At 61.8% G+C, this 24214-nt stretch carries 28 protein-coding genes and 1 pseudogene; 17 read left to right on the plus strand and 12 right to left on the minus strand.

What is annotated here, in order from left to right; genetic code table 11:
- Positions 1-730: 730 nt before the first annotated feature.
- The 3 genes from AC3WLB_RS22765 to AC3WLB_RS22775 form a co-directional block, all read right to left on the minus strand.
- Positions 731-1654 carry a replication protein RepA gene (locus AC3WLB_RS22765; protein ID WP_492510015.1) on the minus strand — a complete coding sequence of 308 codons (924 nt, stop codon included), beginning with the start codon at positions 1652-1654 and terminating at the stop codon, positions 731-733.
- On the minus strand, positions 1651-1842 hold the full coding sequence (locus AC3WLB_RS22770) for a hypothetical protein (protein ID WP_492510017.1): 192 nt from the start codon (positions 1840-1842) through the stop codon (positions 1651-1653). The genes AC3WLB_RS22765 and AC3WLB_RS22770 overlap by 4 nt, the downstream gene beginning before the upstream one ends.
- Before the next feature lie 362 nt (positions 1843-2204).
- Entirely contained in the window at positions 2205-2672 is a 468-nt protein-coding gene (locus AC3WLB_RS22775) for a hypothetical protein (RefSeq protein WP_492510019.1), read from the minus strand.
- Positions 2673-2827: 155 nt separating this feature from the next.
- Between AC3WLB_RS22775 and AC3WLB_RS22780 the strand changes: the two are divergent.
- The 6 genes and pseudogenes from AC3WLB_RS22780 to AC3WLB_RS22805 all read left to right on the plus strand — a co-directional run.
- Positions 2828-3265, plus strand: a pseudogene (locus AC3WLB_RS22780) (ParB/RepB/Spo0J family partition protein); the annotation flags it as partial.
- Between the two features lie 1423 nt (positions 3266-4688).
- Positions 4689-4943 (plus strand): hypothetical protein, encoded by a 255-nt coding sequence (locus AC3WLB_RS22785; protein ID WP_492510021.1) that lies wholly within the window; start codon positions 4689-4691, stop codon positions 4941-4943.
- Positions 4937-5176 carry a hypothetical protein gene (locus AC3WLB_RS22790; RefSeq protein ID WP_492510023.1) on the plus strand — a complete coding sequence of 80 codons (240 nt, stop codon included), beginning with the start codon at positions 4937-4939 and terminating at the stop codon, positions 5174-5176. The genes AC3WLB_RS22785 and AC3WLB_RS22790 overlap by 7 nt, the downstream gene beginning before the upstream one ends.
- Positions 5173-5610, plus strand: a complete 438-nt coding sequence (locus tag AC3WLB_RS22795; protein WP_492510025.1) for a DUF3846 domain-containing protein — start codon at positions 5173-5175, stop codon at positions 5608-5610. The genes AC3WLB_RS22790 and AC3WLB_RS22795 overlap by 4 nt, the downstream gene beginning before the upstream one ends.
- A gap of 78 nt (positions 5611-5688) precedes the next feature.
- Positions 5689-6138 (plus strand): hypothetical protein, encoded by a 450-nt coding sequence (locus AC3WLB_RS22800; RefSeq protein WP_492510027.1) that lies wholly within the window; start codon positions 5689-5691, stop codon positions 6136-6138.
- Positions 6139-6489: 351 nt separating this feature from the next.
- Positions 6490-7032 carry an LPD29 domain-containing protein gene (locus AC3WLB_RS22805; RefSeq protein ID WP_492510029.1) on the plus strand — a complete coding sequence of 181 codons (543 nt, stop codon included), beginning with the start codon at positions 6490-6492 and terminating at the stop codon, positions 7030-7032.
- Positions 7033-7123: 91 nt separating this feature from the next.
- Here AC3WLB_RS22805 and AC3WLB_RS22810 read toward each other — a convergent pair whose 3' ends face one another.
- Positions 7124-7564, minus strand: a complete 441-nt coding sequence (locus AC3WLB_RS22810) for a hypothetical protein (protein WP_492510031.1) — start codon at positions 7562-7564, stop codon at positions 7124-7126.
- Between the two features lie 79 nt (positions 7565-7643).
- The gene (locus tag AC3WLB_RS22815) at positions 7644-8600 is read right to left on the minus strand and encodes a ParA family protein (protein WP_492510033.1); all 957 of its coding nucleotides are present in this window, start codon (positions 8598-8600) and stop codon (positions 7644-7646) included.
- An 876-nt stretch (positions 8601-9476) separates the two neighbouring features.
- On the opposite strand from AC3WLB_RS22815, the gene AC3WLB_RS22820 reads away from it, so the two are divergent.
- From AC3WLB_RS22820 to AC3WLB_RS22860, 9 genes are all read left to right on the plus strand, one after another.
- Complete coding sequence (locus AC3WLB_RS22820) at positions 9477-9713, plus strand: glutaredoxin family protein (protein WP_492510035.1); 237 nt, start codon at positions 9477-9479, stop codon at positions 9711-9713.
- Positions 9714-9740: 27 nt separating this feature from the next.
- A complete protein-coding gene (locus AC3WLB_RS22825; protein ID WP_492510037.1) occupies positions 9741-10106 on the plus strand; it encodes a single-stranded DNA-binding protein in 366 nt (121 codons plus the stop codon).
- A gap of 84 nt (positions 10107-10190) precedes the next feature.
- The gene (locus AC3WLB_RS22830; protein WP_492510039.1) at positions 10191-10760 is read left to right on the plus strand and encodes a hypothetical protein; all 570 of its coding nucleotides are present in this window, start codon (positions 10191-10193) and stop codon (positions 10758-10760) included.
- On the plus strand, positions 10757-10999 hold the full coding sequence (locus tag AC3WLB_RS22835) for a hypothetical protein (protein WP_492510041.1): 243 nt from the start codon (positions 10757-10759) through the stop codon (positions 10997-10999). The genes AC3WLB_RS22830 and AC3WLB_RS22835 overlap by 4 nt, the downstream gene beginning before the upstream one ends.
- 80 nt (positions 11000-11079) lie before the next feature.
- Complete coding sequence (locus AC3WLB_RS22840) at positions 11080-11646, plus strand: TetR/AcrR family transcriptional regulator (RefSeq protein WP_492510043.1); 567 nt, start codon at positions 11080-11082, stop codon at positions 11644-11646.
- Positions 11647-11963: 317 nt separating this feature from the next.
- Positions 11964-14348 carry a glycoside hydrolase domain-containing protein gene (locus tag AC3WLB_RS22845; protein WP_492510045.1) on the plus strand — a complete coding sequence of 795 codons (2385 nt, stop codon included), beginning with the start codon at positions 11964-11966 and terminating at the stop codon, positions 14346-14348.
- Positions 14349-14393: 45 nt separating this feature from the next.
- A complete protein-coding gene (locus tag AC3WLB_RS22850) occupies positions 14394-14876 on the plus strand; it encodes a hypothetical protein (RefSeq protein ID WP_492510047.1) in 483 nt (160 codons plus the stop codon).
- A 64-nt stretch (positions 14877-14940) separates the two neighbouring features.
- On the plus strand, positions 14941-15690 hold the full coding sequence (locus tag AC3WLB_RS22855) for a hypothetical protein (protein WP_492510049.1): 750 nt from the start codon (positions 14941-14943) through the stop codon (positions 15688-15690).
- A complete protein-coding gene (locus AC3WLB_RS22860) occupies positions 15687-16187 on the plus strand; it encodes an RNA polymerase sigma factor (RefSeq protein WP_492510051.1) in 501 nt (166 codons plus the stop codon). The genes AC3WLB_RS22855 and AC3WLB_RS22860 overlap by 4 nt, the downstream gene beginning before the upstream one ends.
- Before the next feature lie 71 nt (positions 16188-16258).
- Here AC3WLB_RS22860 and AC3WLB_RS22865 read toward each other — a convergent pair whose 3' ends face one another.
- Together AC3WLB_RS22865 and AC3WLB_RS22870 are read right to left on the minus strand one after the other, a co-directional pair.
- Positions 16259-16816: a hypothetical protein gene (locus AC3WLB_RS22865; protein ID WP_492510052.1), complete on the minus strand. Its 558-nt coding sequence runs from the start codon at positions 16814-16816 to the stop codon at positions 16259-16261.
- A 10-nt stretch (positions 16817-16826) separates the two neighbouring features.
- The gene (locus tag AC3WLB_RS22870) at positions 16827-17285 is read right to left on the minus strand and encodes a hypothetical protein (RefSeq protein WP_492510053.1); all 459 of its coding nucleotides are present in this window, start codon (positions 17283-17285) and stop codon (positions 16827-16829) included.
- Positions 17286-17741: 456 nt separating this feature from the next.
- Between AC3WLB_RS22870 and AC3WLB_RS22875 the strand changes: the two genes are divergently transcribed.
- Positions 17742-18368 carry a hypothetical protein gene (locus AC3WLB_RS22875; protein ID WP_492510054.1) on the plus strand — a complete coding sequence of 209 codons (627 nt, stop codon included), beginning with the start codon at positions 17742-17744 and terminating at the stop codon, positions 18366-18368.
- 190 nt (positions 18369-18558) lie between these two features.
- On the opposite strand, the gene AC3WLB_RS22880 is transcribed toward AC3WLB_RS22875, so the two are convergent.
- Positions 18559-19800: a hypothetical protein gene (locus tag AC3WLB_RS22880; protein WP_492510056.1), complete on the minus strand. Its 1242-nt coding sequence runs from the start codon at positions 19798-19800 to the stop codon at positions 18559-18561.
- A gap of 690 nt (positions 19801-20490) precedes the next feature.
- On the opposite strand from AC3WLB_RS22880, the gene AC3WLB_RS22885 reads away from it, so the two are divergent.
- On the plus strand, positions 20491-21081 hold the full coding sequence (locus AC3WLB_RS22885) for a recombinase family protein (RefSeq protein ID WP_492510058.1): 591 nt from the start codon (positions 20491-20493) through the stop codon (positions 21079-21081).
- 125 nt (positions 21082-21206) lie between these two features.
- Here AC3WLB_RS22885 and AC3WLB_RS22890 read toward each other — a convergent pair whose 3' ends face one another.
- From AC3WLB_RS22890 to AC3WLB_RS22905, 4 genes are all read right to left on the minus strand, one after another.
- Entirely contained in the window at positions 21207-22229 is a 1023-nt protein-coding gene (locus AC3WLB_RS22890) for a PDDEXK nuclease domain-containing protein (RefSeq protein WP_492510060.1), read from the minus strand.
- Positions 22230-22304: 75 nt separating this feature from the next.
- Positions 22305-23084: a hypothetical protein gene (locus AC3WLB_RS22895; RefSeq protein WP_492510062.1), complete on the minus strand. Its 780-nt coding sequence runs from the start codon at positions 23082-23084 to the stop codon at positions 22305-22307.
- Positions 23085-23549: 465 nt separating this feature from the next.
- Positions 23550-23882, minus strand: a complete 333-nt coding sequence (locus tag AC3WLB_RS22900; RefSeq protein WP_492510064.1) for a hypothetical protein — start codon at positions 23880-23882, stop codon at positions 23550-23552.
- Positions 23883-23885: 3 nt separating this feature from the next.
- Positions 23886-24209 (minus strand): hypothetical protein, encoded by a 324-nt coding sequence (locus AC3WLB_RS22905; RefSeq protein WP_492510066.1) that lies wholly within the window; start codon positions 24207-24209, stop codon positions 23886-23888.
- Positions 24210-24214: the final 5 nt, after the last annotated feature.

Consider the following 24214-nt stretch of genomic DNA (forward strand, 5'->3'; position numbering starts at 1 on the left):
CTGCACCGTCACCAAATACCCCCAGCTGACGCCCCATCGTGGGCATCTGGTGACGCGAGTGCGCGCGGACGGCCATCGCGCGCCGAAGCTGCTGCCGTGGGTACCTGGTGACGCGGCTCGACCACGGATCGTGGGTATCTGGTGACACAGACGCGCGGGCGCCTGCCGATCGTTCAATGTCACCAAAGACCCCCGCGAAAACCGTGGGTACTTGGTGACAGTCGAGGGGTGTTCAGTGACGGCCCCGTGGATAAGTCGTGACGTCACCGTGGGTAATTGGTAACAACCGATGCCGGACCAACGCACCCCGATCGCTGAAATGGTGCGGATGTCGGGCCAGTTTCGTTACTCCTGCTGTAGTTCTACAACTGGCCCTACCCTTAGAAGACTTGACGACCCGACACAACCATAGAGCGCTACGCAGCCTGCTCCGAGTTCCAAACTCGAAATACCTACATTCGACACTCAGACCTCCGGGGCGAGAGGACGCCCTCACGCGCAATCCGCCAGATGCCCGCCGAAGGCAACTTCCGGGCCCTTGCCTTGCACCAGGTCCTGCGTCGCGCGGCTCGCCGAGCACCTCTCGAAGGGCTCACGGCCCCGCTGAGGGCGCGTCCCATGAATCGGCGGGTGGGTAAATGGTGACAACGGAGCGTTGGCAATTGGTGACGGGATACGCCGTGGGTATCTGGTGACGTCACCGTCGGCTTCGCATTGGGCTTGCCGAGCGCTAAAGGAGCTCCACTCTGCGCTTCGTCGGCGGAATGTGCGGGCGCGACGGGCGCAGCACTAGAAACTCTGGAGTCACCTCGACGTTCAACTCGGGATAGACCAGCTTCACCTCGTGCAGGTTCTTGATGAAGGCCGCCTTGAATTGACGAATCGACCCGTACTGGCCGCCGAACTGGTCATTCAGCTCCGTCCAGCGAATCTTCGCCGGACGGGTCAGGGTGAACACGCGGTACGTCGCCCAAAGATAGATATCGAGCCGCATCGGCGAGGAGCCTAACGCCCGCATCGCCTCCAGATGCACCGGAACCGGCGCATCGACGATCGACCGGTAGAACGACTCCGACAAGGTCACCGATGAGGACCACAAACCCTTGTTCTCGTCGCCGACCTCCTTCGAGAACCACAACTGGACCGTGTCAGCGATCTGGAAGTACTTCGTCATCTCGCCGCGGCCGTTCTCGTTCATCGCCAGACCACGCACGAACAGCTGCGAACCGAACAAGCGCTGCAGCTGCTCAGTGAGCCGCTTTGCATCGCGGCCCCCCTTGGCCAGCCCGATCTTCTGCATGAACGTATTCATGCTCGAGCCCAGCTGCAGCACCGGGCTCTGCGTACGGACCGCCTCCGTTGCGATCCAGGTGAGCGCATGCCTCGGCAACAACCCGTACGCGAAACCCTCGTACTTCGAACCGTCCGGATTCGACAGGAGAGCAGGACGCATCGTCAGTTCGACGTCGCCGTTCTTCCGAGTCCAATACGGCACATTGCCCGGGTCACGGTACGGCAGGGACACCTGCGCCCAGACCCGGGCGCTGTAACCCACGAGAGGATTGCTGTCATCGTGCTCCTGAGCTGCCGCGAAATTCAGAGCCTTCAGGCGGTCGCGTGGAACTCGAGGGAGCACTGGTTCGACGGCGCTCACGACGGATCCGCCTTCTGAGCCCCACTCCCCCACGTGGTTCGAATGGCCGTCTCAACCGCAGCGCGCAAGCTGATGCCCTCCCGGGCCACAACCTCGTCCAGCAGCTCGCGGTAATCAAGCGATACTCGAGTGTTCAACTGAACGGCGACATCACGCTTCTTCGGGGGCCTGTTGTCGATCGCCGTCATCGTTCCTCCACAAGAGTTGATAGCTCGCTAGCGTGCTATCAATCCTGGAGGCCATCACCTCATCGGGCCGGATTCAGCCCCGGCGTGTCGAGACTAGATGCGGACCAGGAAGTCCATGTTGGACGGTCAACCTCACAACAGCGCCGCGCGTCCCGGCTGCGCCAGTGTGCGTGGATGCGTAAGAAGCGTCGAGGTTGCCGCTCCCCCGAGGGCGTAGTGATGTTCGCCCGGACGAACGTGCCGACCACTCTCGCTACCCCGTGGGCCCAACGGTCGAGCCGATCACCGAACAGCGCTGCAGCTCGTCCAGGCCGGCGTGCTGCAGGTCGAGCTGATCGCAGTCGTGGCGTAAGGCGCGCGTGCTATCGCCAGATGAAGTGCGTGCCTCCGCCGAAGAAGCTCACGATAAGCGCCACAACCCCGCCAAGAAGCACCGGTACAAATGTTGGTATCCCCGGTGAAAAGTAGAGCAGGGCCAGCGACACAAGAAGTCCTCCGACGCTGATTATGAAAGGCACCACCTTGTCGTAGACGGTGAGTGCGACTGGTACGAATGTGAATACGACGGCTGTCACGGCCTCAAGGCCATCCTTTGCTTGCTCCAGATCCCTATCCCCATCAGGCAAACTCGTTAATACGAGCGCAAGTACAACTGCGATGGCAATCCCCGCAGCCCCCAGACCTAGTCGGATTAGAAATAACGTCGGGTGTGCGTCACGGTAGAGCTGCTGCTGATTCATAGATATGTTCCCCCGGTAAGTCGCCTCAGGCTCCTTTGGCGGAGCCGCTGCGCGGCCTGACCGATCGAATTTTTTCGTCTGTCTGGCCACTCCACGATAGTTCGCTCCCTGGCCTTCGTTCCGGGCTTTCGCGGCATATCCTCGCTGCGCTCCGGTATTCCACGACCCGGCACTACGGCCCGTCCGCTCTCAATCGCTGCGCTTGCCAGACAGGCAAAAAAATCAGTTGAGGGAGAGAGAACCCAATGACTACCAACACCGCCACCGTCAGCACCCAGCAGGGCACCGTCGAGCACATCGACCCGAACGTGATCGTTGTCGAGGCGAATGTGCGCACCGACGCGAAATTGCCCGCCGAGTTCCTGGCGAGCATCAAGCAGAACGGCGTGCTGACGCCGATCCTTGCCCGCCGAGACGAGCAGGGCAACGTGATCGTGCGAGCCGGTCAGCGGCGCACCCTCGCCGCGCGTGAGGTCGGGCTGGCGAGCATCCCCGCGTACATCGTCGACGCCGACGAAAAGACCGTGGATCGCATCGTGCAGCAGATGGCCGAGAACGAGCACCGCGAGGCCGTCACCGACGCCGACCGGGTGGCCGCGTACCAGCAACTCGCCTTCGAAGGGCTTACCCCCACGGTGATCGCCAAGCGGCTCAACACCAAGCCTGCGACCGTGAAAGCGGGAATCGCGGTCGCGGAGAATGCCGCCGCCGCATCCGCCATCGTGTCGCACTCGCTCACTCTCGACCAGGCGGCGACGCTGATCGAGTTCGAGGGCGACGAGGACACCGTGGCCGAGCTGATCGAGGTGGCCACCACCGAACCCGGCCAGTTCGCCCACACCGCCCAGCGGGCGCGTGACGAGAAGGCCAGGGCCGAGCGGAAGGCTGCGGTCGAGGCGGAGCACGCCGAGCGCGGGTACGTCATCCTCGACCGGGAGCGTGGCTACTACGAGAACGACTACACGCTCGTGCGCGACCTGGTGACCGCTGAGGGCAGCCGCCCGAGTCAGGAGCAGATCGACGCCGCCGAAGGGCGCGCCGTGTACGTGGCGACCTACTTCGGCGGGCAGGTGCGCCCGGTCTACTACCTGGCTGACCCCAAGGCGGCAGGATTCCGGAAGGACAGCGGGAGCGGCGCGAACAGCGGACCGATGACCGACGAGCAGAAGGCTGAGCGGAAGACCCTGATCGCCAACAACAAGGCATGGGCCAGCGCCGAAACCGTGCGCCGGGAGTGGCTGGCCACCTTCCTTTCCCGCAAGACCCTGCCGAAGGATGCCGCACAGTTCATCGCCCAGGGCCTCACTATCCACGGTCCCACGGTCGGCAGCGCGTCCCGCGACGGCAACGCCCTGGCGCATGAACTGATGGGGTTGGAGCGCGGCGGCTACTACGACCGCGACAAGCTCTCCGGCCTGGTCGAGGCCACCCCGAGCAAGGCGCAGCACGTCGCCCTTGCCGTGGTGCTCGGCGGCATCGAGGCCAGCACGTCGAAGATGAGCTGGCGGAACCCGGGCACTCGTGATGCGCTCTACCTCAACCAGATCGCTGCCTGGGGCTACAGCCTGAGCGAGGTTGAGCAGATCATCACCGAGCACGAGAAGAACCGTGTCGCCGCCCGCGCTGAGCAGGCCGCGAAGGGTGACGCCCAGCCGGTCGAGGCCGAGCCGGTCGACCAGGACGACACCAGCGACGACTTCGACGAGTCCGAGGAGTAGCAAGCTCCCGGCGTGGCAGTCTTCCCCCGCTGTCACGCCGGGCCACTCCCCCGGCCCCGGCACGGAGGCCGGACCCTTCTTCCGATATCGGAACACTTTCACTCTGATATCAAAACGAAAGCAGATCGACACGGAGCTGCAGGAGGAACGCCGGCGCGGCCGGCGTACTGCGCTGACCGATCGGAGCCGCCGCCGGCGGCGCTGCCTATTAGAGATTTTCCGTCTGTCTGGCCACTTCACGATAGTTCGCTCCCGACCCTTCGTGCCCACCAATTAGGACGCGCCCTCACGGGCTTATTTCGCCCGAATTGGCGTGCACTGCGGGCCGTGCGCTCTCAATCGCTGCGCTTGCCAGACAGGCAAAAGATCGGTTGAGGGAGAGAACTCCATGAGCACAACCCTTGAGAACATCGTGCGCGGCCAGATGGTCGCCTATCTCGTCGGGCGGGTCATCACCTGCCCCGTCACCGGAGCCGTGCTCGACGCGCGGACGTGCGTGGCATTCACCGACGCCGACGGCGATCCGGCCTACGTCGTATCCCCCGAAGCGTGGGCGGCGATCAAGACCACCGCGAAAGCTCGCGCCTACTTCGAGGACACCCGCGGATTCACCCTCCCCGAGAACGAGAAGCCGTCGTGCTGATCCTGACAACACCAAACGGCGACACCATCACCGCCGCGACCGACGTCGAGCTGGCATCGAAATGGCTCGCCAAGCAGTACGGGACTGACTGGGCAACCGGCCTGATCCCATTCGACGAGCACGACGCCATGTTTTCCGCCATCGAGGAGCTCGACCTGATGCGCTCCGGCGTGATCGACGGATACGCCGTCACCGAACCCACCACATCTGACCACCGAGGAGAGACACCATGACCACCACCGACACAGCCAGTTACCGGGGCATCCTTATCGGCGTCGACCAGCTGCAGCAGGTCGCCGTGCCCGCCGAGAAGACGTGGAAGGCAATCCAGATCGCGATCAGCGCCCGGAACTTCGACGTCGTGCGCTGCCGCGACGGCATCGACCTGTACGTGGACGACGAGGGGGCGATCAACGGGGCACCGTTCAATCTCCCGCTGACGATCATCGCCCACGCACTCGGCCACCCCGCCGCCCTGTTCGGCTCCGCACTGGCGCTCACCGCCGACAACGAGGGCGACACCCGAGGACTCAGCGACGCACAGGCCAAGGCCGTCACCGACGCGATCGAGCAGAAGCCCTCCCCCGAGGTCGTCGACGCCGTGGTGGCCACGCTCAACGTGCATCTGGCATTCCTGCCCATCATCGCCATGCTCCGGTCGCTCTGACCCGCCCAGGTGCGGGGCCGCCACGGAGGCCGGCCCCGCACCATCCACCCACACACCCCGAGCCTCAAGGAGGGCACCATGAGCAACGAACTCTCACCCATCCCGCTCCCGCCGAAGGTCGCGGCCGCCGTCGATTTCATCCAGGCCCAGTGCATCCGCGAAGAATGGCTCGACGCCGCCGACCTTCCCGACCAGGCCACCACATACCGGTACGTCACGGATTCCTGCTACCTGCCCGAGCGCGGAACGGGGTACGGCAAGCCCGGCGCCGGAGAATTCGAGGACCACGGCGACGAGGCCGCTCACGCCTACCTCATCGTGCTCGCCTGGGAGCGTGTGGAGTGGGATCGACGCAACAACCCCACGGACGAACACGCGGGCGAGCTGACCCAGGACGAGACGCAAGAGGCCGAAGCCCAGGTGCAAAAGCGCACCAGGAACCTGCTCTGCCCCTCGACAGGCAGGCCACACCGGCTCGGCGGGACCGTACTCGCCCCGGTCTGCCTCGATTGCGAGGTGTCCGACTAGCGCCACTCCCCCACTAAGCACCACCCCGTCCCGTGCTCTCTCCCACCGGACGGGGTGGCGCTTTGGTGTGCACTAGCTTCAGGACGCGGCCGACGCGGGACGGAGCCCGCGCCGGCGATCGGACGGCCGGCGGACCGGCCGACTGCAAGCACCCACGGGGGGCCCGTTCATTTGCCGTGAAGCCTTCGGCAGCATACGGTCGGCCGGCCTGCGCGCCAGCGCTTTCGCGGCATATCCTCCTCCGCTGCGCTCCGTCCGGTATTCCACGGTCACTGGCACTCCGGCCGTCTCTCCCTAGCGGCGGTAAACCGCCTTCACGGCAAAAAACGTGGAGGGGAGAGAGAAGACACGATGACCAACTACATCATCACCAAAGACGTGGCCAAGCTGATCCGTGCGCAGCTCAAAGCCGCATTCCCCGGCGTGAAGTTCTCCGTTCGCTGCTCCACCGGCACCGCGTCGGCGTGGATCGGTGTCAGTTACGACGACGGCCCGACCTACGACCAGGTGGCGAGAATCGCCCGAACGTTCGAAGGCCGCTCGTTCAACGGCATGACCGACAGCTACGACGACCAGGGAACCGCCCTGATTGCTGGCCAGGGCGAAGACATGCCCGTAGAGGTTCGCTACCTCTGCGACGGCGTGAACATCACCCGCACATTCAGCCCAGCCGCGCACCTCGAGGCGCAGCGCATCATCGCGATCGACAGCAACAAGCGGGATCTCGTCATCTGCGACGACACCGGAAAGCTCATTCAGGGCAACCTCGTCGGCCCCGAAGATGACGTGGCCGTGATCGGCGGCCGCGTGCAGCAGTACCCCTACCTCGACGCGCACATGGCCGTGCACCTCGCCCTCGCAGAGCGGGACCTGACGCCCGCCCGCTGCAAGTAGTTCGAGTGAAGACGCAACACCCAAAGCATCCAAGCCCTACCCTGGTGCGTCGGACCAGCGGAGCCGCCACAGGCGGCACTGAGTCTACCGGTCAGCCTAAAGGTCGGCCCGGACGAAGCTTGCGGTCTGTGCCCTCGAAAGGACGACCCCCGTTGTATACGCGTTCGCGGCGGACGCACTCGTTCTCGATCAGTGTCGCGAGCATTCCTCCGAAGGACACGTCTCCCTCATCCTCGCCTGTCAGCTTGAACATCGTCCGAGCCCGCATCCTGAGCTCCGAGTCGAGCTCGAATGTGACCTTGATTTTATGCCGACGGGGCACTGGAACATCAAACTGCTCCCCCGAGGGCTGCTGTTCAACGACTGGCCGCTGCTCATTAGCCGGACGTTGCAGAATGACGGGTGCAGGCGAGATGCGCGTAAGCTGTTCGACAGCCGAAGCCTGCTCAGACTCGGTCTCGTCGCTCGGCTGGTTGAGCGGCGGCATGGTCACGATCGCTTGCGTGCTCTCATGCTCGGGGTCGGCGGCCACTGCTGGCCGGGAGGCCCTGGTCAGCCCACGCGCCTTTCGCGGTGGCGGAGGCGGGCCGCCAACAAAGCGGGACGCATCATCAGACATTCGCTTCCTCCACTTCTGCCTCTGCCTCGAGCTCGGTCAGCCGGGCCACTAGCTCTTGCGTGATGGCCTGCAAGTCATCAGCAACACTCTTCGAGGACGCTGGTCCCACCCGCTTTGCCGGCTCCCCCTTGCGAAGTGACACCCACCACTTGTCAGCCTTTCGCACCTGCTCATCGAGTTCGTGCACGAGGACCCCCTTGTTCCGCGCTGAGTTTGCCACGGCCTCGGCGTTACGAACGAAGTTGTCGAAGATCGACTTCTTGGCCGCGTCCCGTTCCTCAGAATCCGCGTCATCGCTGACCAGCACCTCGACGATCTGGTCGACGAACTCCTCGCGTACCTTCACGGCCGACGTTGTTGACGAGAACAGAACGATGCCGAGTAGATCGATGTCTGGATTCAGCTGGTAGATGGCGCTAAGGCGGTTGGCTGTCAGAGCTAGGCCCTCGAGACTCGCCCTGTCTGTCTTCACCGGCACCAGGACGTAACGGGCCGCTGCGACCGCGGCGGACTGGATGCTGTCACTGCTGGGAGGACAATCGAGCAAGATGATGTCGTAATCGGCGGCAATAGGTTCCAACGCGCGCGCGACCGATAGGCGGGCATCTCCCCTCTTCGATGCAGACGCCGGCTGCGGTCCGTTGGCGTTCTCGAGCAGGCTGCCGCCCACCACGACATCTAAGTTCGGTCGCACCTCAACCGGATGAAGTCTCTCCCCCATCAGGAGTGCCTTTAGGAGGTTTGCGCCATCATCATCCTTGTTGGTGTTTCGATAGCCCAGATCCAGGCCTGCATTGCCTTGATGATCCAAATCGATTATCAGCGTTCGCCATCCTGATGCCGCCAGGAGACCACCAATGTTCGTGGTGAGGGTCGTCTTGCCGACACCGCCCTTGTTATTGATGACGGCAACGGTTCGCTGCAGGACGCTCCGGTCAATCTCAACCACGGCAAGTCTCCTAAAACAAGTAATGCAAGTATTCATGGTTATTCGGGTAATCCCAGAATAGCAATGAATGCTTGCAATCAAGGTATTTCTCGCAACCCAACCAGGCCAGCTTAGAGGAGCGGTACGGGATATGTGGCGGCCCACGGGTGCTCTAATTGCCAGCAATTAAACCATTGCATGAAATGCAATATATGCAATCGAAACAAGCAACACCTGTAATGCAAGAATACCAGTGATTCATAGTGCTTTGATCGAACCGCACAGCCGCGTTCGAACGCGGAATTGGCTCAGAATGGCCGAATCTCGGGGGCGTGGGCAATTGACCCAGATCAAGGGCAAAAGCGGTTCTGAAGGCCGCCAGAGGCCGCCGAGAGGTGCATCGAAATCGGCGCCCGGGGGAGAATCCGCGGATTCATGCGGTGGAGACGCCACGCCATAATCGAACGTCTGTTCTCCGTTTGGGTAGCATCTAGGGAACATCGCGCAAGAAGTGGGTTAGGTTTCGGGAGTCAGGAACGCGGGTATGAGCTCGTGGATCTCACTCGAGGCGTCTCGTGCCTCACCGGTAGTCGGACAGAGCAGTCCTCATGAAAGCACGGGGGTGCCATGCGATCGAGTGCGGGGAGTGCGGCCGGCACGGAGGCCGGACGCTCGTGGAGCCGCGGCGCGGCACAGTAGGGCTTGACCATTTTTCACCTGTCTGGCCGTTCACCGTAGCTCGCTCCACGCCTACCGTTCCAGGCTTTCGCGGCACATCCACACTCGCTGCGCTCACTCCGGTATTCCACGACCCGGCACTGCGGCGCTCCCGCTCACAAACGATTCCCTCTGCCAGACAGGCTCAAAAAATTGTTGGTGGGGAAGGGGATGGACGTCATGACTGAGACAACCGTGACCGTGTACACGAAGCCGATTTGTGGGCAGTGCATCGGAACGAAACGGCACCTCACAGCGAAAGGCATCCATTACGAAGAGGTCGACGTCACGACCAACCCTGCAGCGCTGGAGTACGTGACCGAAGAACTCGGCTACAGCGCAGCACCCATCGTCGTCGTCGACGACCACAACCACTGGGCCGGCTACCGGCCCGACCTCATCGACAAGCTCGTGTAACCGAACAAAATCGAAGGAGAAGAACTCATGTCAACACGCACCATCACCGGAAACCTGGCCGTCGACGTCGAAGTCGTCCAGGTCGGCAGCATCAACATCACCAAACTCCGAGTCATCGAGAACACGGGGGAGTACCTGGGCGGGAAGTACGTCGAGCACCCCGCCGCCACCACGCATTTCGTCGAGGCAAAGTTCGAACTGGGCGAGAACGCCGCAGCGACTCTCCACAAAGGCGACGCCGTGATCATCGTCGGCCGCGAGCACACCAGCAGTTGGGGACCGGAAGGAAACAAGACCTACGGACGCGTCATCCAGGCCGACCACGTCGGCGTCGATCTCGGACGCCAGGTCGCCCAGGTTCGACGTGTCACCCGCGAAGACAACGGCCAATAGGGGCAAAGCTCCATGACTAACGTTTCAGCAAGCACACTCCCCGGGCTGCCAGATGCAGCCACGATCGGCTGTCGGGAGCCCCGCATGCGGGACTTCCCGCGCATGGCGTGGTGGTCACTCAAAGGCGTCCGATTCAACCCCTTAGCAGTGGCCTCGCCTTTACTCGCAATCGCCGTCACGGGCGTGCTCTTCTGGCTGATCGAGAACGGAAATGCACGCCTGATCCTCGCGGATCTCGTCATCTTGGTAGCCGCCTTCGCGTTGGTCGTTCTTGCCGCGTCAGCGGTGGTGTGGATCGTGTACGCCCTCCGGAGTAGATCGCGTATCTACATGAGTCCGTCGCGGCGGGCCGCCATCGTGATGACGGAGGACAGGCACAACGCCCGGTGGGAGTTGAAGAACCACGTCGTGCAGCATACAGGCGTGGGACTCGGCGCAGCACTTCGCGAGGCGATGGCGGAGCCGATGCAGGCGGCAGCCACAGCGGCGAACGTCGAGCTTTACGGGAACGCAGCCAACGAGAAAGTCCAGAAGCTCTACCTTGACCAGTTCAAATCCTGGGGTCTCAGCCCGCAGGGCAAGAAGGCAGTCGTGTGGAAGCCGGCCGCTGGCTCTATCCCGTTGTCGGCCGAGACTGAAAGGATGCAAGCATGACCGGCTGCATAGAGCTTGACCTGAATGCAGACAACGATGCGCGCAACGCTCGCTACTCCGTGCTCGTGAACGCCTTGGAAGAGTACGCGGCCACGCTCGAGCACCAGGCCGAGAGCGAAGATCAGTCAGACACCTACAACGGCCGCGAACCAGGCGGTGCCATTGCCACTCGCTTTCGCGCTGATGCTGCGGTCGCCCGGCAACTCATGGACGAGACCGAGCAGCAGCTCGACGCCTAGCACCCGCAATCAGCACGCCCCCGGCCCACTCTCTCTCCCGGTCGGGGGCGTTGCTCTGCCCTGGGCGTAGATTGCTGAGGATGAGCGCGAAAACCTCGACGTCACGAGCCAAGAACGCCGCCGGCGCGGCTCGACGAAGCTCCAGAAGGGTCGATGACGACCCGCGCACCATCCGCACCTACGAGGCCCTGACAACCGCCCTGACACGCCTCGTGGTGACGAAACCACTCCACGCCATCACCATCAACGAGCTCGTCGACGCTGCAGGTGTGCACCGCACCACGTTCTACGGGCACTATCCAGACATCTTCGCCTTCGCGGCCGACCTCTGCACCGGCGAGCTCAACCGGCTTACTGTGGCCACCGCCGCCGGCCCGGACCACATTCCCCGCATGCTGGCCTATATCCTGGAGCACCGGCCGTTCTATCGTCTCGTGTTCGGACCCCTCGATGTCGGATTCCGACGCGCTCTCCACGACCAAGCTGCGACGATTGTCAGTCGCCGGGCCGACGGCCGCCTGATGGCCGCATTCCTGGCAGGCGGTCTCTTCGCCATCCTCGAAGAGTGGACCAACAGCGACTCCACCGACGTCGACAGCTACGTCGAAGCCATCGAGACGGCGTTCGCACGGATCAACGAGCCATGACGACGCCCGAGCAGCTGCGCTTGTAGTGGCACGACGGCCCCGGCGTCCGGGTCATCCGCTACAGCGCCCGGCAATGGGGAATCGCTGGCGCTCGCGTGCGCGGCCGCCAGCGACCACCTTCCATGGCGCCCCCGAGGACGAAGCGGAGCAATGAGTAGCCTGCAAAGTGCGGGTGCGGCTGATACGTAGCGTCTCAACTTCGGAGCCGGGGGATCTCGTTTCGTCGGAGGTCGCATCGGTACGGTGATCCAGCGGGCGAGCGAGCCGAGTCTGCGCGTCATCTCGCGCAATCGCTGCGCTTTCACTTGGAGGTTCAAATGGCCGATCCGATGGTACTTGCAGCTCAGCAGTGGCTCAACACAACGTACGGCAGCGTGGCGGGCTACACGCCCTGTGTGGAGGACGGCCTAACGGGTCAGCAGACAATCGATCGAATCATCATGGGTCTGCAACACGAAATGGGCATCAGTCCAGTGGTCGACAGTCTCGGTCCGACGACATGGTCGCTGATGAAGCAATACGGCACGATCAGTGCAACCCACACCACCACGAACCGGACGAAACTGCTGCAGTGCGCCCTCTACTGCAAAGGCTACGACGGTGACGCGATTAGCGGCACCTGGACGGACAACCGCACCGGAGACGCGCTCAAGGCTCTCCAAACCGACATGGGACACACCTCTACGGCCGCGTCAGTAACTCCCAAGCAATTCCGCGCACTACTGAACACTGATGCTTTCGTTCTTCTCCCCACCGGGATCGCGAGCATTCGGACTGCTCAGCAGTGGCTGAACCGCACCTACATTGCCAAGACCAACTACCTGTACTGCCCCACGGATGGGGTTTTCAACCGCAACACCCAGACAGCGTTCGTGATGGCGCTTCAATATGACTTGGGACAGACCGATGCTCAGGCAGACGGCCAGTACGGTCCCGGAACCGCCTCGCAGTTGCAGGCATCTGCGGCTGTGGCTATCCAGATCGGAACGACGGATTCCACCAAGCGGTGGGTTCGGCTGTTCAAGTGCCTGATGCTCTTCAACCAGTCCTCCACGACTTTCGACGGCACATTCACGAGCGCGGACAGCCTTTCAGTCCAGCGCTTTCAGGGCTTCTCAGCGTTCACTTCTGCGGAACTCACAGGCAAAGGTGACTTCCGCACATGGTCGGAGTTTCTCGTCAGCACTGGTGACCCGAACCGCACCGGCACAGCAGCTGACATGGCATCAACGATCACGGTCAATCGAGCCACTTCCCTCGTGGCAGCTGGATACAAGACCGTGGGCCGGTACCTCACCAACTTCCAGGCGCCGGGCGCGCTCGACAAGAACATCAAGCCAGGCGAACTGACCACGATTCTCAATGCTGGACTCTCGATTTTCCCCATATTTGAGGAGGGCGGAGATGAAGCAAGTTGGTTCACCTATAACCAGGGAGTCACGGATGCTGGCCGCGCCCACCAGGCGGCGACCGGCTATGGCTTCCCTGCCGGTACGATCATCTACTTCGCTGTCGACTTCGACGCCATTGACGAGGAAATTGACTTCGGCGACGGCCCCGCGGCGGTGAGCGTCCTCAGCTACTTCCAGGGCGTTCGCAAGGGACTCAACACTCTCGCCTCCCCGTACACAGTCGGTGTATATGGCACGAGGAACGTGTGTGCGCGAGTGTGTGCTCCGGAGGTGGACCTGGCCATCAGCAGCTTCATCGCCGGGCTGTCGACAGGTTGGAGCGGCAACCTAGGGTTCCGGCTCCCGGCCAACTGGGCATTCAACCAGATCCAGAACCTCACAATCGGCACTGGCACCGGTGCGGTAGAAATCGACAAGAATGTGAAGTCTGGCCGCGACAACGGAGTAACCAGCCTCAGTACACCCGTCGACCCCAACAAGGCAATTTTCGATTACGTCGACTGGGTGCAGACCAAAGCACATGACTACCTACAAACGCACACCAGCCCGTTCGGTTACACCGAGAGCTTCCTCACCGCCCAGTACCTGCGATACCCGAAGTTCCAAGGCGAATACTGGACCGGATGGGCAGGCCCGCTCGACTACGACTGGATCAACTGGATGGACGGCCTCGCTGTGCCCCTCCTCCGCAGCTACGTCGAACCCGCCTTCAAAGTCGGAGCCGACATGTACCACCTGGCCGGCGCCATCAACAGCACGATGTTCCTAGGGTCGGTCGAGAGTTCAAAGAACACCTGCACTCTGATGGACATGACCAACTGGGCCGGCGACATCTTGTCGCTGTTCCGTCTAGCCGGCTGGCAGAACACGCGGCCCGGGTACACCTCAACGCTCGCCTGGGCTCGAGCCCTAATCAACGCCAACGAGAACGTGCTCGCCAGCGGTTATGGTCGCGTGGATTTCAGCCAGGACGCCTCCGCCTACAACATAGGAAGAACGATCTGGCTCGCCCCCACCACATCCTTCGCAGCACTGTTCAAATCCACCTACAAGGTCGGTGGTACATTCCCTAACCGGTACAGCTCCTTCTACACGTCGCGCTTCAACTCGACGCAGGCGACCGCTCTCGCCGCCGCCAAGGATCTGTTCTTCAGCACAGTCCCCGCAATCGTCGTCGCTCGAGGTCAGATCGCGAACGACGATACGTTCAATCTCTCCCAATTGACCACTACCGATAAAAATCAGACTGCTCAGGCTTTCGTGGAAGCACTCATCGCGGCCGCTTCATAGGAAACTCAACACCGGGGGGTTATGCTCCCGCTGCGGGAGGCTGTCATGCAAGTAGAGGCAAGTGACTCTGACCAGCCAGAGATGACATGGGCAGGGGGTGCCCCTGAGGAGGTTTCCGTTGTCCCGAAACGGCGCAGCGCGGCCCAGCTCGGAGTGCTTCTCGTCGTACTAATCGCAGTTCTCGTCGCCCTCGCCGCCGGAACGATCGTAGTAATCGTTGGGCTCCTATCGCCGGCCGCAGGATGTGATGCGAATGGCTACTGCCACGATGCACTTCCCCTTGCAACCGTCGAGACCTACACCGGGTACAACTTCCCGGACGGGAGCGAAGTGCTGGATTCGGTCCACGGAACCAACAACGTGACGGGCATCTCAAGCATGACCGCGACGGTTGCGATGCCAGCTGGCAGTGTCACGCCATCCTCATCCGACCCTCTCAGCTCCATTCGCGAGCAGGGAACCGACGACCAAGGCCGCGTAGTCGTGAGTGTATCGACCAGAGACGGCGGCGATGGGTTTCCCGGTTGAACGTTCTCTCCTGTCACGTTTTTGATCCGAAGTGCCATGTGGTTGGTAACGAGAGGCGGAAGATATGGTTACCGACGACGAACTGGATGGGGCGCTAGCAAGGCTCGAAAGCGCTCCCATGTCCCAGCACGTGAGGACTCAGACTGATCGGCTGGTAGAAGCGCTCGAAGATCCCCAGGCCCGGCACCGCATGGAGCGCGAACTCAGTAGGCGACGGCAAAGCCGCCGCTGGCGTCTTGGCATCGGATTTGCAATCGCAGGCCTCGTGGTTGGTGCGCCGGCCGCGGCGGTGGGAGTAAGCCTGTGGAGCGCCCACACTGATACCTATGGGGGCGACGGAAGCGAGGTCGTCGACCGCTCGGAATGGCTCGGCCTAGATGCCTCCGACGCGCCCGAGGCAATCGTGGACGCGTATCCCGCCGACCTGCCGCTGCCGCCCGGAGCAACGAGCGATGACGTAATCGCCCCTGTTGCAAAAGTTCTAGCCGAGAAGGGACTCGTGTCTCCTGGCTCTTCCGGCCATGTAACCATGCAGGAAACCACAGTGCAGGTGTTCTACGAGAATGCCGCCCGCTGCCTCTGGTTTCGAGAGTGGCTCGACGCGGATAGTGCCAACGACCAGCAGCGCCTAAATGCCGCGACGGAAGGCATTCAGAACTCGCTGACCTGGCCTGCCACCGTCGCAAGCGACGGTGGGGGAGTGATCGACTATCTGCAGACTCAGTCCGACGCGGCAGCCGCGGGCGATCGCGGTTGGATGCTTATCTACTACGGGCGTGGTTGCGACTCCTACTACGGGAACGTGATCCGGTGACCGGCGAAAGCGAGGGATTCGAGGAGTACATCAGAGATCTCGCCCCCGACCTCCTCAACTACTTCTCACGGCGAGTCTCACCACCCGACGCGGCCGGTGACTGTCTGGGTGAAGTTCTCCTCGTGCTGTGGCGACGGCGGGATGCGCTTCCTCAGCCGCTCTCAGACCGAAGGGCCTGGGCTTTCGGAGTCGCACACAGAGTTCTCAAAACTCACTACAAAGAGACGACACGGCGATCAGTTCTTACAGAAAGTCTCCGATCAGCTCTGCTCGTAGCGGAGCAAGAAAGCCGCACAACTCTGGCAGAGAGCGAGTTGGGCGATGCCCTTGCAGCACTCCGAATTGAGGACCGCGAGCTGGTGCTGCTTGTGGCATGGGAGGGATTCTCGCTCGGCGACGCGGCGCGCGTACTCGGCATCCGCACCGAAGCCGCAAGAGCCCGATACTCACGGGCTAGAAAGCGCCTTAGGCAATCGCTGGTACAGGTGCCTACCTGACGCACGCAGTCGAGCCCTGACCCACCTTTTTGGCAGGCCAGGGCTCGACTCCTAGCGGCGTGCGGGGGGATTTACTTCTGGTTCCCTGCGTACCACTCGCAGCCGGCGGTGAAGTCAGCGACCACGCCAGAAGCGTCACCGGCCAGGGCCGGCTCCAGGATGAGCTTCGACCACTGCCCATCCGGGTCTTCGACCTGTTCCTTGTAGAACGGAAGATCGACGTAGCCCGAGAGTTGACCGAGAGCGGCCTTTGCAGAGTCCGCGTCACCCGCCCGGGAAGCCGCGATGTACGAATCCTCCCAGGCGCACTTCCAGTAGATCGATGCGATCGCCCGAGGCACGTTCGCCTGCATGCCTACCCCGTCTTCTAGGAATTCGGGTGGCAGCGCATCGGGCCAGCTCACGCCGTCAGGCAGCGCTTCCGGGAACTCCGCCTGCGCCGACAGGAAGACATCCGGTGCGACCTTGGCGCTGATCGCGTTGCCGAAGGAGTTGCCGATGTCGGGGTCAGCAGAGGCGGCGGTAGCGGTCATGGACGCTACCAGCACTCCGACTGAGCATGCGGCCACACCCCATCCCACGGCGGTGATTGAACGGCGTCGAGTGTTGCTTTTGATCATCTTCTTCATCTCCGTTCTGTCACCACTGAAGGGTGCCGGTCCAGTAGCTGGTCAGCGGCGATCCGCAGGAACCTGTGTTGCCCGCGTAGACCGCGTATGTGTTGGTCGGGAGGTTGGTTCCCCCGCCCCACGTGAAGCTCTGGTAGTAGCCGGTGCCCGTAAACAGGTTCTGCCCGGTCTCTCCGCCGGAGCCGTTGTAGAGGCCGAATCGCTCGGCTCCACCGCATAGGTTTGTGACGCTGTCGAGCCTTAGGCTCGCAGGCCCCGATGTGTGCGATCGGAAGTTGCCGTAGTAGAGCTTGTAGTAGCCCACCGGCACATCGCCGTTCAGCGCCACGGTGGCAGCGCTGGCGGCCGCCGGCGAGGCGATTGCAAGGGCCAGAGCCGCGATCAGCCAGGGCACCAGGTGCCGAAGCCTGCGCTTCTGCCGCGGCACGATCCTGGTTGGCTCGATTTCCGTCTTGTCGGTTACAGACAACGTGTTCTCCCCTTCCCATTGAGACCCCACGTCATGTTTTCGACGCGGGGAAGCGGAGCCTCGTCGGCGAGGTCAGCCGCTTAGTGTTCCGATGATGTTCCCTGAGGATCGGGTAGTGATAGGAGCAAATTGATACGCAGAATCTCAGGCGGCCGAGAACCCTGTCGTATCATCTCCAACTCTCGTGTTCGACAGCTGTAGTAACTACTGTGGAGCGTGTCCGCGAGTCTGTGGCGCGGGAGAGGGGTGAAATTGACGGCGTCGAAGGAGCACAAAAATAGGCCGCGGCTGAGCCCTCACGAGGTGCGAAGTCGAATGCTAGGGGAGGGCCTGCGACAAGTTCGAGTTCACGGCTTGACGGTCGGAGTCGACCACTTCCATATGGATGATCTAATCAGGCGCGCAGATGTTCCGCGCGCTTCGGTATACCGTCTCTGGCCCGCCAAGGATGCCTATTTGACGGACCTCTTGGAGGAAATCGCACGAGATAGCGGTGATCAACTCGTGGATCGCTCGACATTCGCGGTCGCTATCGCTGTAGTGGCGGACAACCAGAGCCTCTTTGCAAGCTCAGCTCAACGACGGGACCTGATGCGAGAGGTGATCAGAGTTGCAATTGAGCATAACTACTATGCGGTCATCGACTCCGTGGCATGGCAGGCCTTGGTCACGCTGTCAGCCGCATTGCTGGGAGAAGTGCCCGGCGCGGTTCGAAACAGATTCAATCGAACCCTAGTAGTCAGCGGTGACAGCTTCATTACTGCGCTTGCCGACTTCCATCGATGGTTTACCCGACTGTTGGGTTTCCGGATGAAGGCTGAGTTTGGCGACAATTATCGTCTCTACGCCGTCCTGTGCTCGGCGGTCGTTGAGGGTCTTGGCATCCGCCACTTGTCAAACCCGCTGGTGACGGACAACTTCTTTCGCGGGCCTACGACGCTCCAAGGCGTGGGAGCTCCGGAGTGGGCGCCCGCAAGCCTTGGCGCCCTCGCTCTATTTGACGAATTCATGGAAGAGGCGCCGGTGTACGACGTGAAGTCGGCGCTCGACGAGTTGCAGCAGGTGGTCAGTGCGCAGCGCTGAGGAGGCAAGTCAGAAACGATCGATCAGGCGTGAGTCCTCACTCCTGTGGAGTTGCGCGCTATCTGGCGGCATTCTCTGATCGCTATGTGGCGGGTTCGATGCGCGTAAGCCGATCCTCACGGGGCGCTTTCCTCACGCCGTAAGAGTGAAATGTGGATTGGTCGATAACGGTACCGATCGCAAATGCGTCCTATGCTTGACCCAATTCGCGGCCGTAATTTTGGATCTTGGTGAGGATGTATGTCGCGGCCTCACTCTTGCGCTTCGGTGCGAGGAATTCTCCAGCGCGCCACGTGTACTCGATGCAGTGCTGGTCACCGTTCAGCATGAACGAGTTATCGGGAATTAGCGGGCAGAAATCGAGAATCGTCTCTGCCTTGTCCTCACTGAACGGAATGCCGTTCGCCGCCATGAAGGTCGTAAGTGCATCGAGAACGCCACGATTGAGACTCTTGTCCTTGCCCGCGTTGAATCCCTGTTCGGCTAGGAGCTGGAAGGCACTGGTCGAACTCGTAGCCGGTGTGCCGCGGCTTTCAAATGTCTCGCGAGCAGTGCCGTCCAAGTACCTTCCGAGGTCGGTACGGCCCCAAGCCACGTTTATTCGGTCCGCCCGGTCCGAGATCCCTAAGGCCTCTAAATCGCTTTGAACTGCCGCGCCGCCGAATCGTCGCAACGATGGAATGGTCACCTGCGGAGGTAGTGAGAACGCGCGAATGTCGAGTTGTACGATCAGTTGAGTAAGAAGACCTCGATTGGCCGCCCAGTACTTTCCAATTACGCTCGTCTTAGTTGCCGATATGAGGGCGCTTCCGTCCACAAGCCCATACTTTGCAGAGTTGGTTAATTGGCTAAGTACGCCTGCGTCACTAGATTCACTCGCAAAGACGATGGACAGGCGCAGAGGCCTCTTGGTGCTATTCAATAACCGAACACGTAGTGCAGTGAAATCAGTCGAAATCTTTCGAAGGAACTCACCCAGAGTGTTCGAGGCAGCTGGATCGTAGTCGCGAGGATTCACGCCGAGAGCCTCGAGATTGCCAGCTTGGTTTACTAAATCCAACGTGTGGATAGCAATCTGCTGCCACTCCTCACGGTGTGGTCCGCTGACCTGGGCGGGAAGATCGATCGCAGCGGTGCCTGCTATTTCTACATAGCTATCCGCCATGGACTTAGCTAGGGGCTGCGACGTTTCTGGCCAAAGGACAACGGTTCTCCAGCCCACCTTCGGCTCTCTTAAGAATCGCTTGATGAAAGCAAGTTCTTCGGTCGAAGGGGGATTACTCTCACGGCCATCAACTAGCAGCGGGACGATTCTTGTTTCATTGGCCGGACCATGAGATATGGCTTGTTCTACCGTGGTTACCAGTCCGTCGAACGTGACTTGCGAAAAATCGAACGAAACGGTCGGAGCGAAGTCGTCGGGATAGAACACGGTTAGATTGTTGGCGAGAGTCGATTTCCCAGTTCCGGTAGCTGCAACGATTGGAACAAACAGACCCTGTCGCCTGGCTCGTACGTCCTCCGCGAGGGTCTGAAACACCAACGAGGTGTCAGCTGCCGGCGAAACAATCAGGCGAGCTACTTCCGGTCCCAACGCCGCAACTAGCGGTTCGTACCTGTCAGGGAAGACCAGTTGTCTTAGAACATGGCTCTGCGGGCCTGCGCTTGTCATGATGCGACCGTAGCGTTAACACGGTGGTCTTCGATGATGGCGACTCGAGCTCGGTGACGACAGCAATGAGATCGCGGGAGATCAATTCGGTCTCGCTTACTTCAGGCGAGGCCTCGACCTTGAGTCGCCGCCCATGCGCGGAAGATGGGTGTGGCTGAGGTGCCCGGTAGCCGGTCGAGAAACGGGCGGTGGTTGGTGTCGTCTGTTGCCGCGGCCCCGGCATTTTTTGGGATGCCCGTTTACCCCGCCCGCATTGTTTGCCCACACAGGTGCCCTAAACGGGCGGGCAATCGCGTCTCGCAGCCCTAGGGATGCGAGATGTCTCGTTTCAGCAGGGGCGCGTCATCGTCGCGACCCAGAATTCGGCGGGCGGCGATTCTTGCAACTATGTGTCGCAACCAGATGTCATGATTCGTGTAATCAAGGTGAGTTGTGAGACGGGTTGGACACATGGGGAAGCTGATCGGGTACGCGCGAGTGTCGACAAAGCAGCAGGACACCGATCGGCAGCTCGCAGACCTGATCGCGGCCGGCGTTCGGCGCGATGACCTCTACGTCGATAGGGGAGTGTCAGGTGCGCGCGCATCTCGCCCGGAGTTCGATCGCGCAATCGCCGCGCTCGAGGAAGGCGACACTCTCGTGATCACGACGCTCGACCGCCTCGGCCGGTCGACACAAAACATGCTGGCTTTCGCCGAGAATCTCCGCGACCGCGGAGCCGGCCTTCGGGTGCTGAATCTCGGCGGCGGCGACGTCGACACGAGAACCCCCATGGGGGCGATGATCTTCACGGTGATGTCCGCGCTCGCTCAGATGGAGTTGGACATCAAGCGGGAGCGAATCGGCGACTCCGTCAGCAAGCGACGCGCAGCCGGCAAAGATCTCGGCGGACGCCGCATCAAATTCACGGACTCGCAGATCCGCGGAGCCGCTCACCTGCTCGAGCAGAACGAGCCGGCGGCGCAGGTGGCCAAGGAGCTCGGAATGTCCCGGGCGACTTTGTACCGAAGGATTCGCGCGCTCGAGCAGCGCCCAGCGTGAAGTCGCGGGTCGCAGCAGACGGTGGACGGCATCTCACATGAGCCATCGACTCCTGACCCAGTTTCGGACCGGTTACCTGAGACGCGGAAAGTTGGCGATCTAGACCTCGCGGTAGTGCGCCACTTCTATTCGGGCTCTGCGACGGTGTCGGCAGCGATTCTGGTGAGTGTGTCTTCTGCGGGGAGGGCTGCCGCATCGGCGGCGGAGAGTTCGTACCTCGATATGGCGACCGGTTGGGCGGTTCCGGCGAGGGCGTAGCGGACTACCGTCTCGTTCTTATCGGCGACGAGCAGCATTCCCATGGTCGGCCGGTGGATGGCCTCGTCGCGGAGGCGGTCGTCGACGAGAGCGACGTAGAAGCCGAGCTGGCCGGCATCACGAGGATCGAACTTCGTGGTCTTCAGCTCGATCACGATATAGCGGAGTTGCTGTACGTGGAAGAACAGCAAATCGACGAAGAAGTCATCACCGTCGACGTCGAAATGGACCTGCCGGCCGACGAACGCAAACCCGCGGCCGAGCTCGCGAAGGGTGTCCATGATCCGAGCTGTGAGCCGGTCCTCCAGCTGGCGTTCAGACGCATCCGAGTCGATCGCGAGGAAATCGAGCGTATAGGGGTCCTTGGTGATTTGTTGCGCCAGTTCTGAGTCGGTCGCCTCGAGCGCGGTGCCGAAGTTGCTCGGCGCGGCGCCCTCGCGCTCGTGGAGGCTGGTGGCGATCTGGTGAGTGAGGACCGCCCGGCTCCAGCCGTATTGCAGGTCCTTGAGCGCGTACCAATCCCGAATGGCGGGGTCACCGAGCTTGTCGAGGAGTGAGACTATGTGGCTCCACGGCAATTCTCCAACAGGCTGTTGGAGAATTGCGTCCTCCGTCCAGCCCTCAGCGAACCGGCGCATGTAAGCGAGGTTGGCGAGTGAGAACCCTTTCATCGTGGGGAACTCCTTCCGGAGATCCGTGGCCAGTCGCGACAAGATCCCGGTTCCCCACCGCTCCACCCGCTGGCGGGCAACGATCGTGTCGCCGATTCGCCAATACAGGCGAAGCATGCCGTTGTTCGCCTGACGTTGCACGGTGAATCGTGCTTCTCGAACCTGCTGCTTCAGCAGAGCGAGAGTCTCGCGATAGCCTTCCGGCTCGATCTCAGTCATTCGGGCGCTCCAGCACGGCTCAGTGATTTCTCCAACAGGCTATTGGAGAAACGGCCATGTCAATGAAGCTAAAGCTCAAAGCTGCCGCTCGTTTAGACGCGAAGCCCAGTATCGGCGGGTAAACGGTTGGGTCCCACCGCCGACCTGCCCGTAGCGACCTTCGGGCTTGAATGGCAAGACCCGCCAGCCTGCATCATTCCCCGGCTCCCGCTCGACGATCGAACCCCCGACAACCACGGAATGATTCTCTATTGCGCCGGCATCCCCGGGGAATGTATAGGCCAGCTCGAACGCTGACTCGTCGACGGCTACCGCCCCTGGAGGGTCGATATACGGCATTGCCAATTCGATCCAGCGGCGCAGTGATCGGCGCACTGTGACCATGAAACTGGAGGTCTCGCCAGGCGAGAGGATTACGGTTCTATCCGATTGGTCATCGTTCAGTCGCTCGGAGACGAGCAGGGCGGCTGAGCGCGGTCCATCATTCAACACCGAAACTTGAAAGCTGATCTCGATCTGCGTTTCAGCGTCGCGCGGCATCAAGTAGACGCGCTCCAGTGCCAGACTCGTTTCGTAATGCCCGGTCACGTTATTGAGGGCCGGCACCCAACCCGGCTCCCGTGGATCACTGAAACCGGTACCCATGACCACGGTCAGCCGCGGCATTTCTGCGTCGATTCGAGACCGTTCGGCCTGAACACGCAACTCCTCGCCGCGGGCAAACTCCTGACGAGCCAACTCAAGCGCGGCCGCTGTGTCGACAACACTTCGGCGCGTGAACCAAGCTTGGAACCCAACGACAATCGCACTGACCGAAGTCGCGATCGCGGCAACGATTCCCCATCCATCTGTCATGGATCGCGAGCCTACTCGTAGCACCCTGTATATAAACATCGATCGATGTCGGTGGCCAGTGAGAGGATACTGTCGTGGAACCAGGTGGGGACTCGCGAGCAGGTGTGAGGAGCGTGTCGAGGTCATCGCTCACGCGCGCCGTCGTCGCCGCTGTCGCCGGGATCGGTGTTGGTCTCGTTGCTACGAGCGTTCCGGAATTAGCCCGGGTGGCGCCGCTTGCGATTGAGTGGTTGCCGCAGAGTCTTCAAATTCTTCTAGCCACATGCGCGGGAATCAGCTCTCTCGTCCTGGTCGCTGCAACCGTTCGTCAGGCGTGGCTGTATTCGACCAGTCGAGAAGACGAGACGGAGGCCCTGCTGAGTGTCCTTCTGTGCGGCTTGGCCGCCGTGCTGGTTGGCTGGCTGGCCATCAGCTGGATTCTTCTCGTAACGGCATAGCGCTCCCCGGTTCAAGCCCATCGACGGGTTACGGGCTTGTGGTGCTGGTTTCCTGTCCCATGTTGGCGAGTACCAGCACGAGCACGATGAACACGACTCCGAGGACGAGGCACAACAGCACGAAGCCGTTGAAGATGACGCCGGCGATCGCAGCTCCGCGGCCGGCCGGCTCTGACTTCAATGCCGTAAGGCCGAGCACGAAACCGAGAACGGGCGGCACGATGGTGAATCCGACGAACAGTGACAGGATGCCGAGCGTGAGTGACCATGCGGCTTTCAGTCGTGCGGGCCTGGCGTAGACGATCGGCTGCACGATGTACACGGGCTGAGGCGGGCCGGGTTGCGGGGGAGTGGTGCTCATTGGTCAGTCCGATTCTCGAGGGTAGGTGACCAGGACGCGGCCTGGCGATGCGAGTGATGCGCTGAGCGCGTTTGAAATCAGCATCACGAAACCGCGGGCCAGCTGCACGGTGGCCACGCCTCCGACGACGGTCAACAGCAGGTAGAGCATGTATGGCCAGCCGAAGGCGTCGGTTTGCGTCAGCGTCACGGCTTGCAGAACGAAGATGATCGTTATCCCGAGCGTGAGAGCTGCAACCAGCAGCACCATAAGGGACAACAGGCCGTCCCGGAGGCGGCGCGGCCAGGTCTCGCTGAGGTGGTGGCCTGCGCGATCTGAGTTCGGCATGGTGA

The organism is Herbiconiux sp. FW305-C-125, from assembly GCF_058783455.1.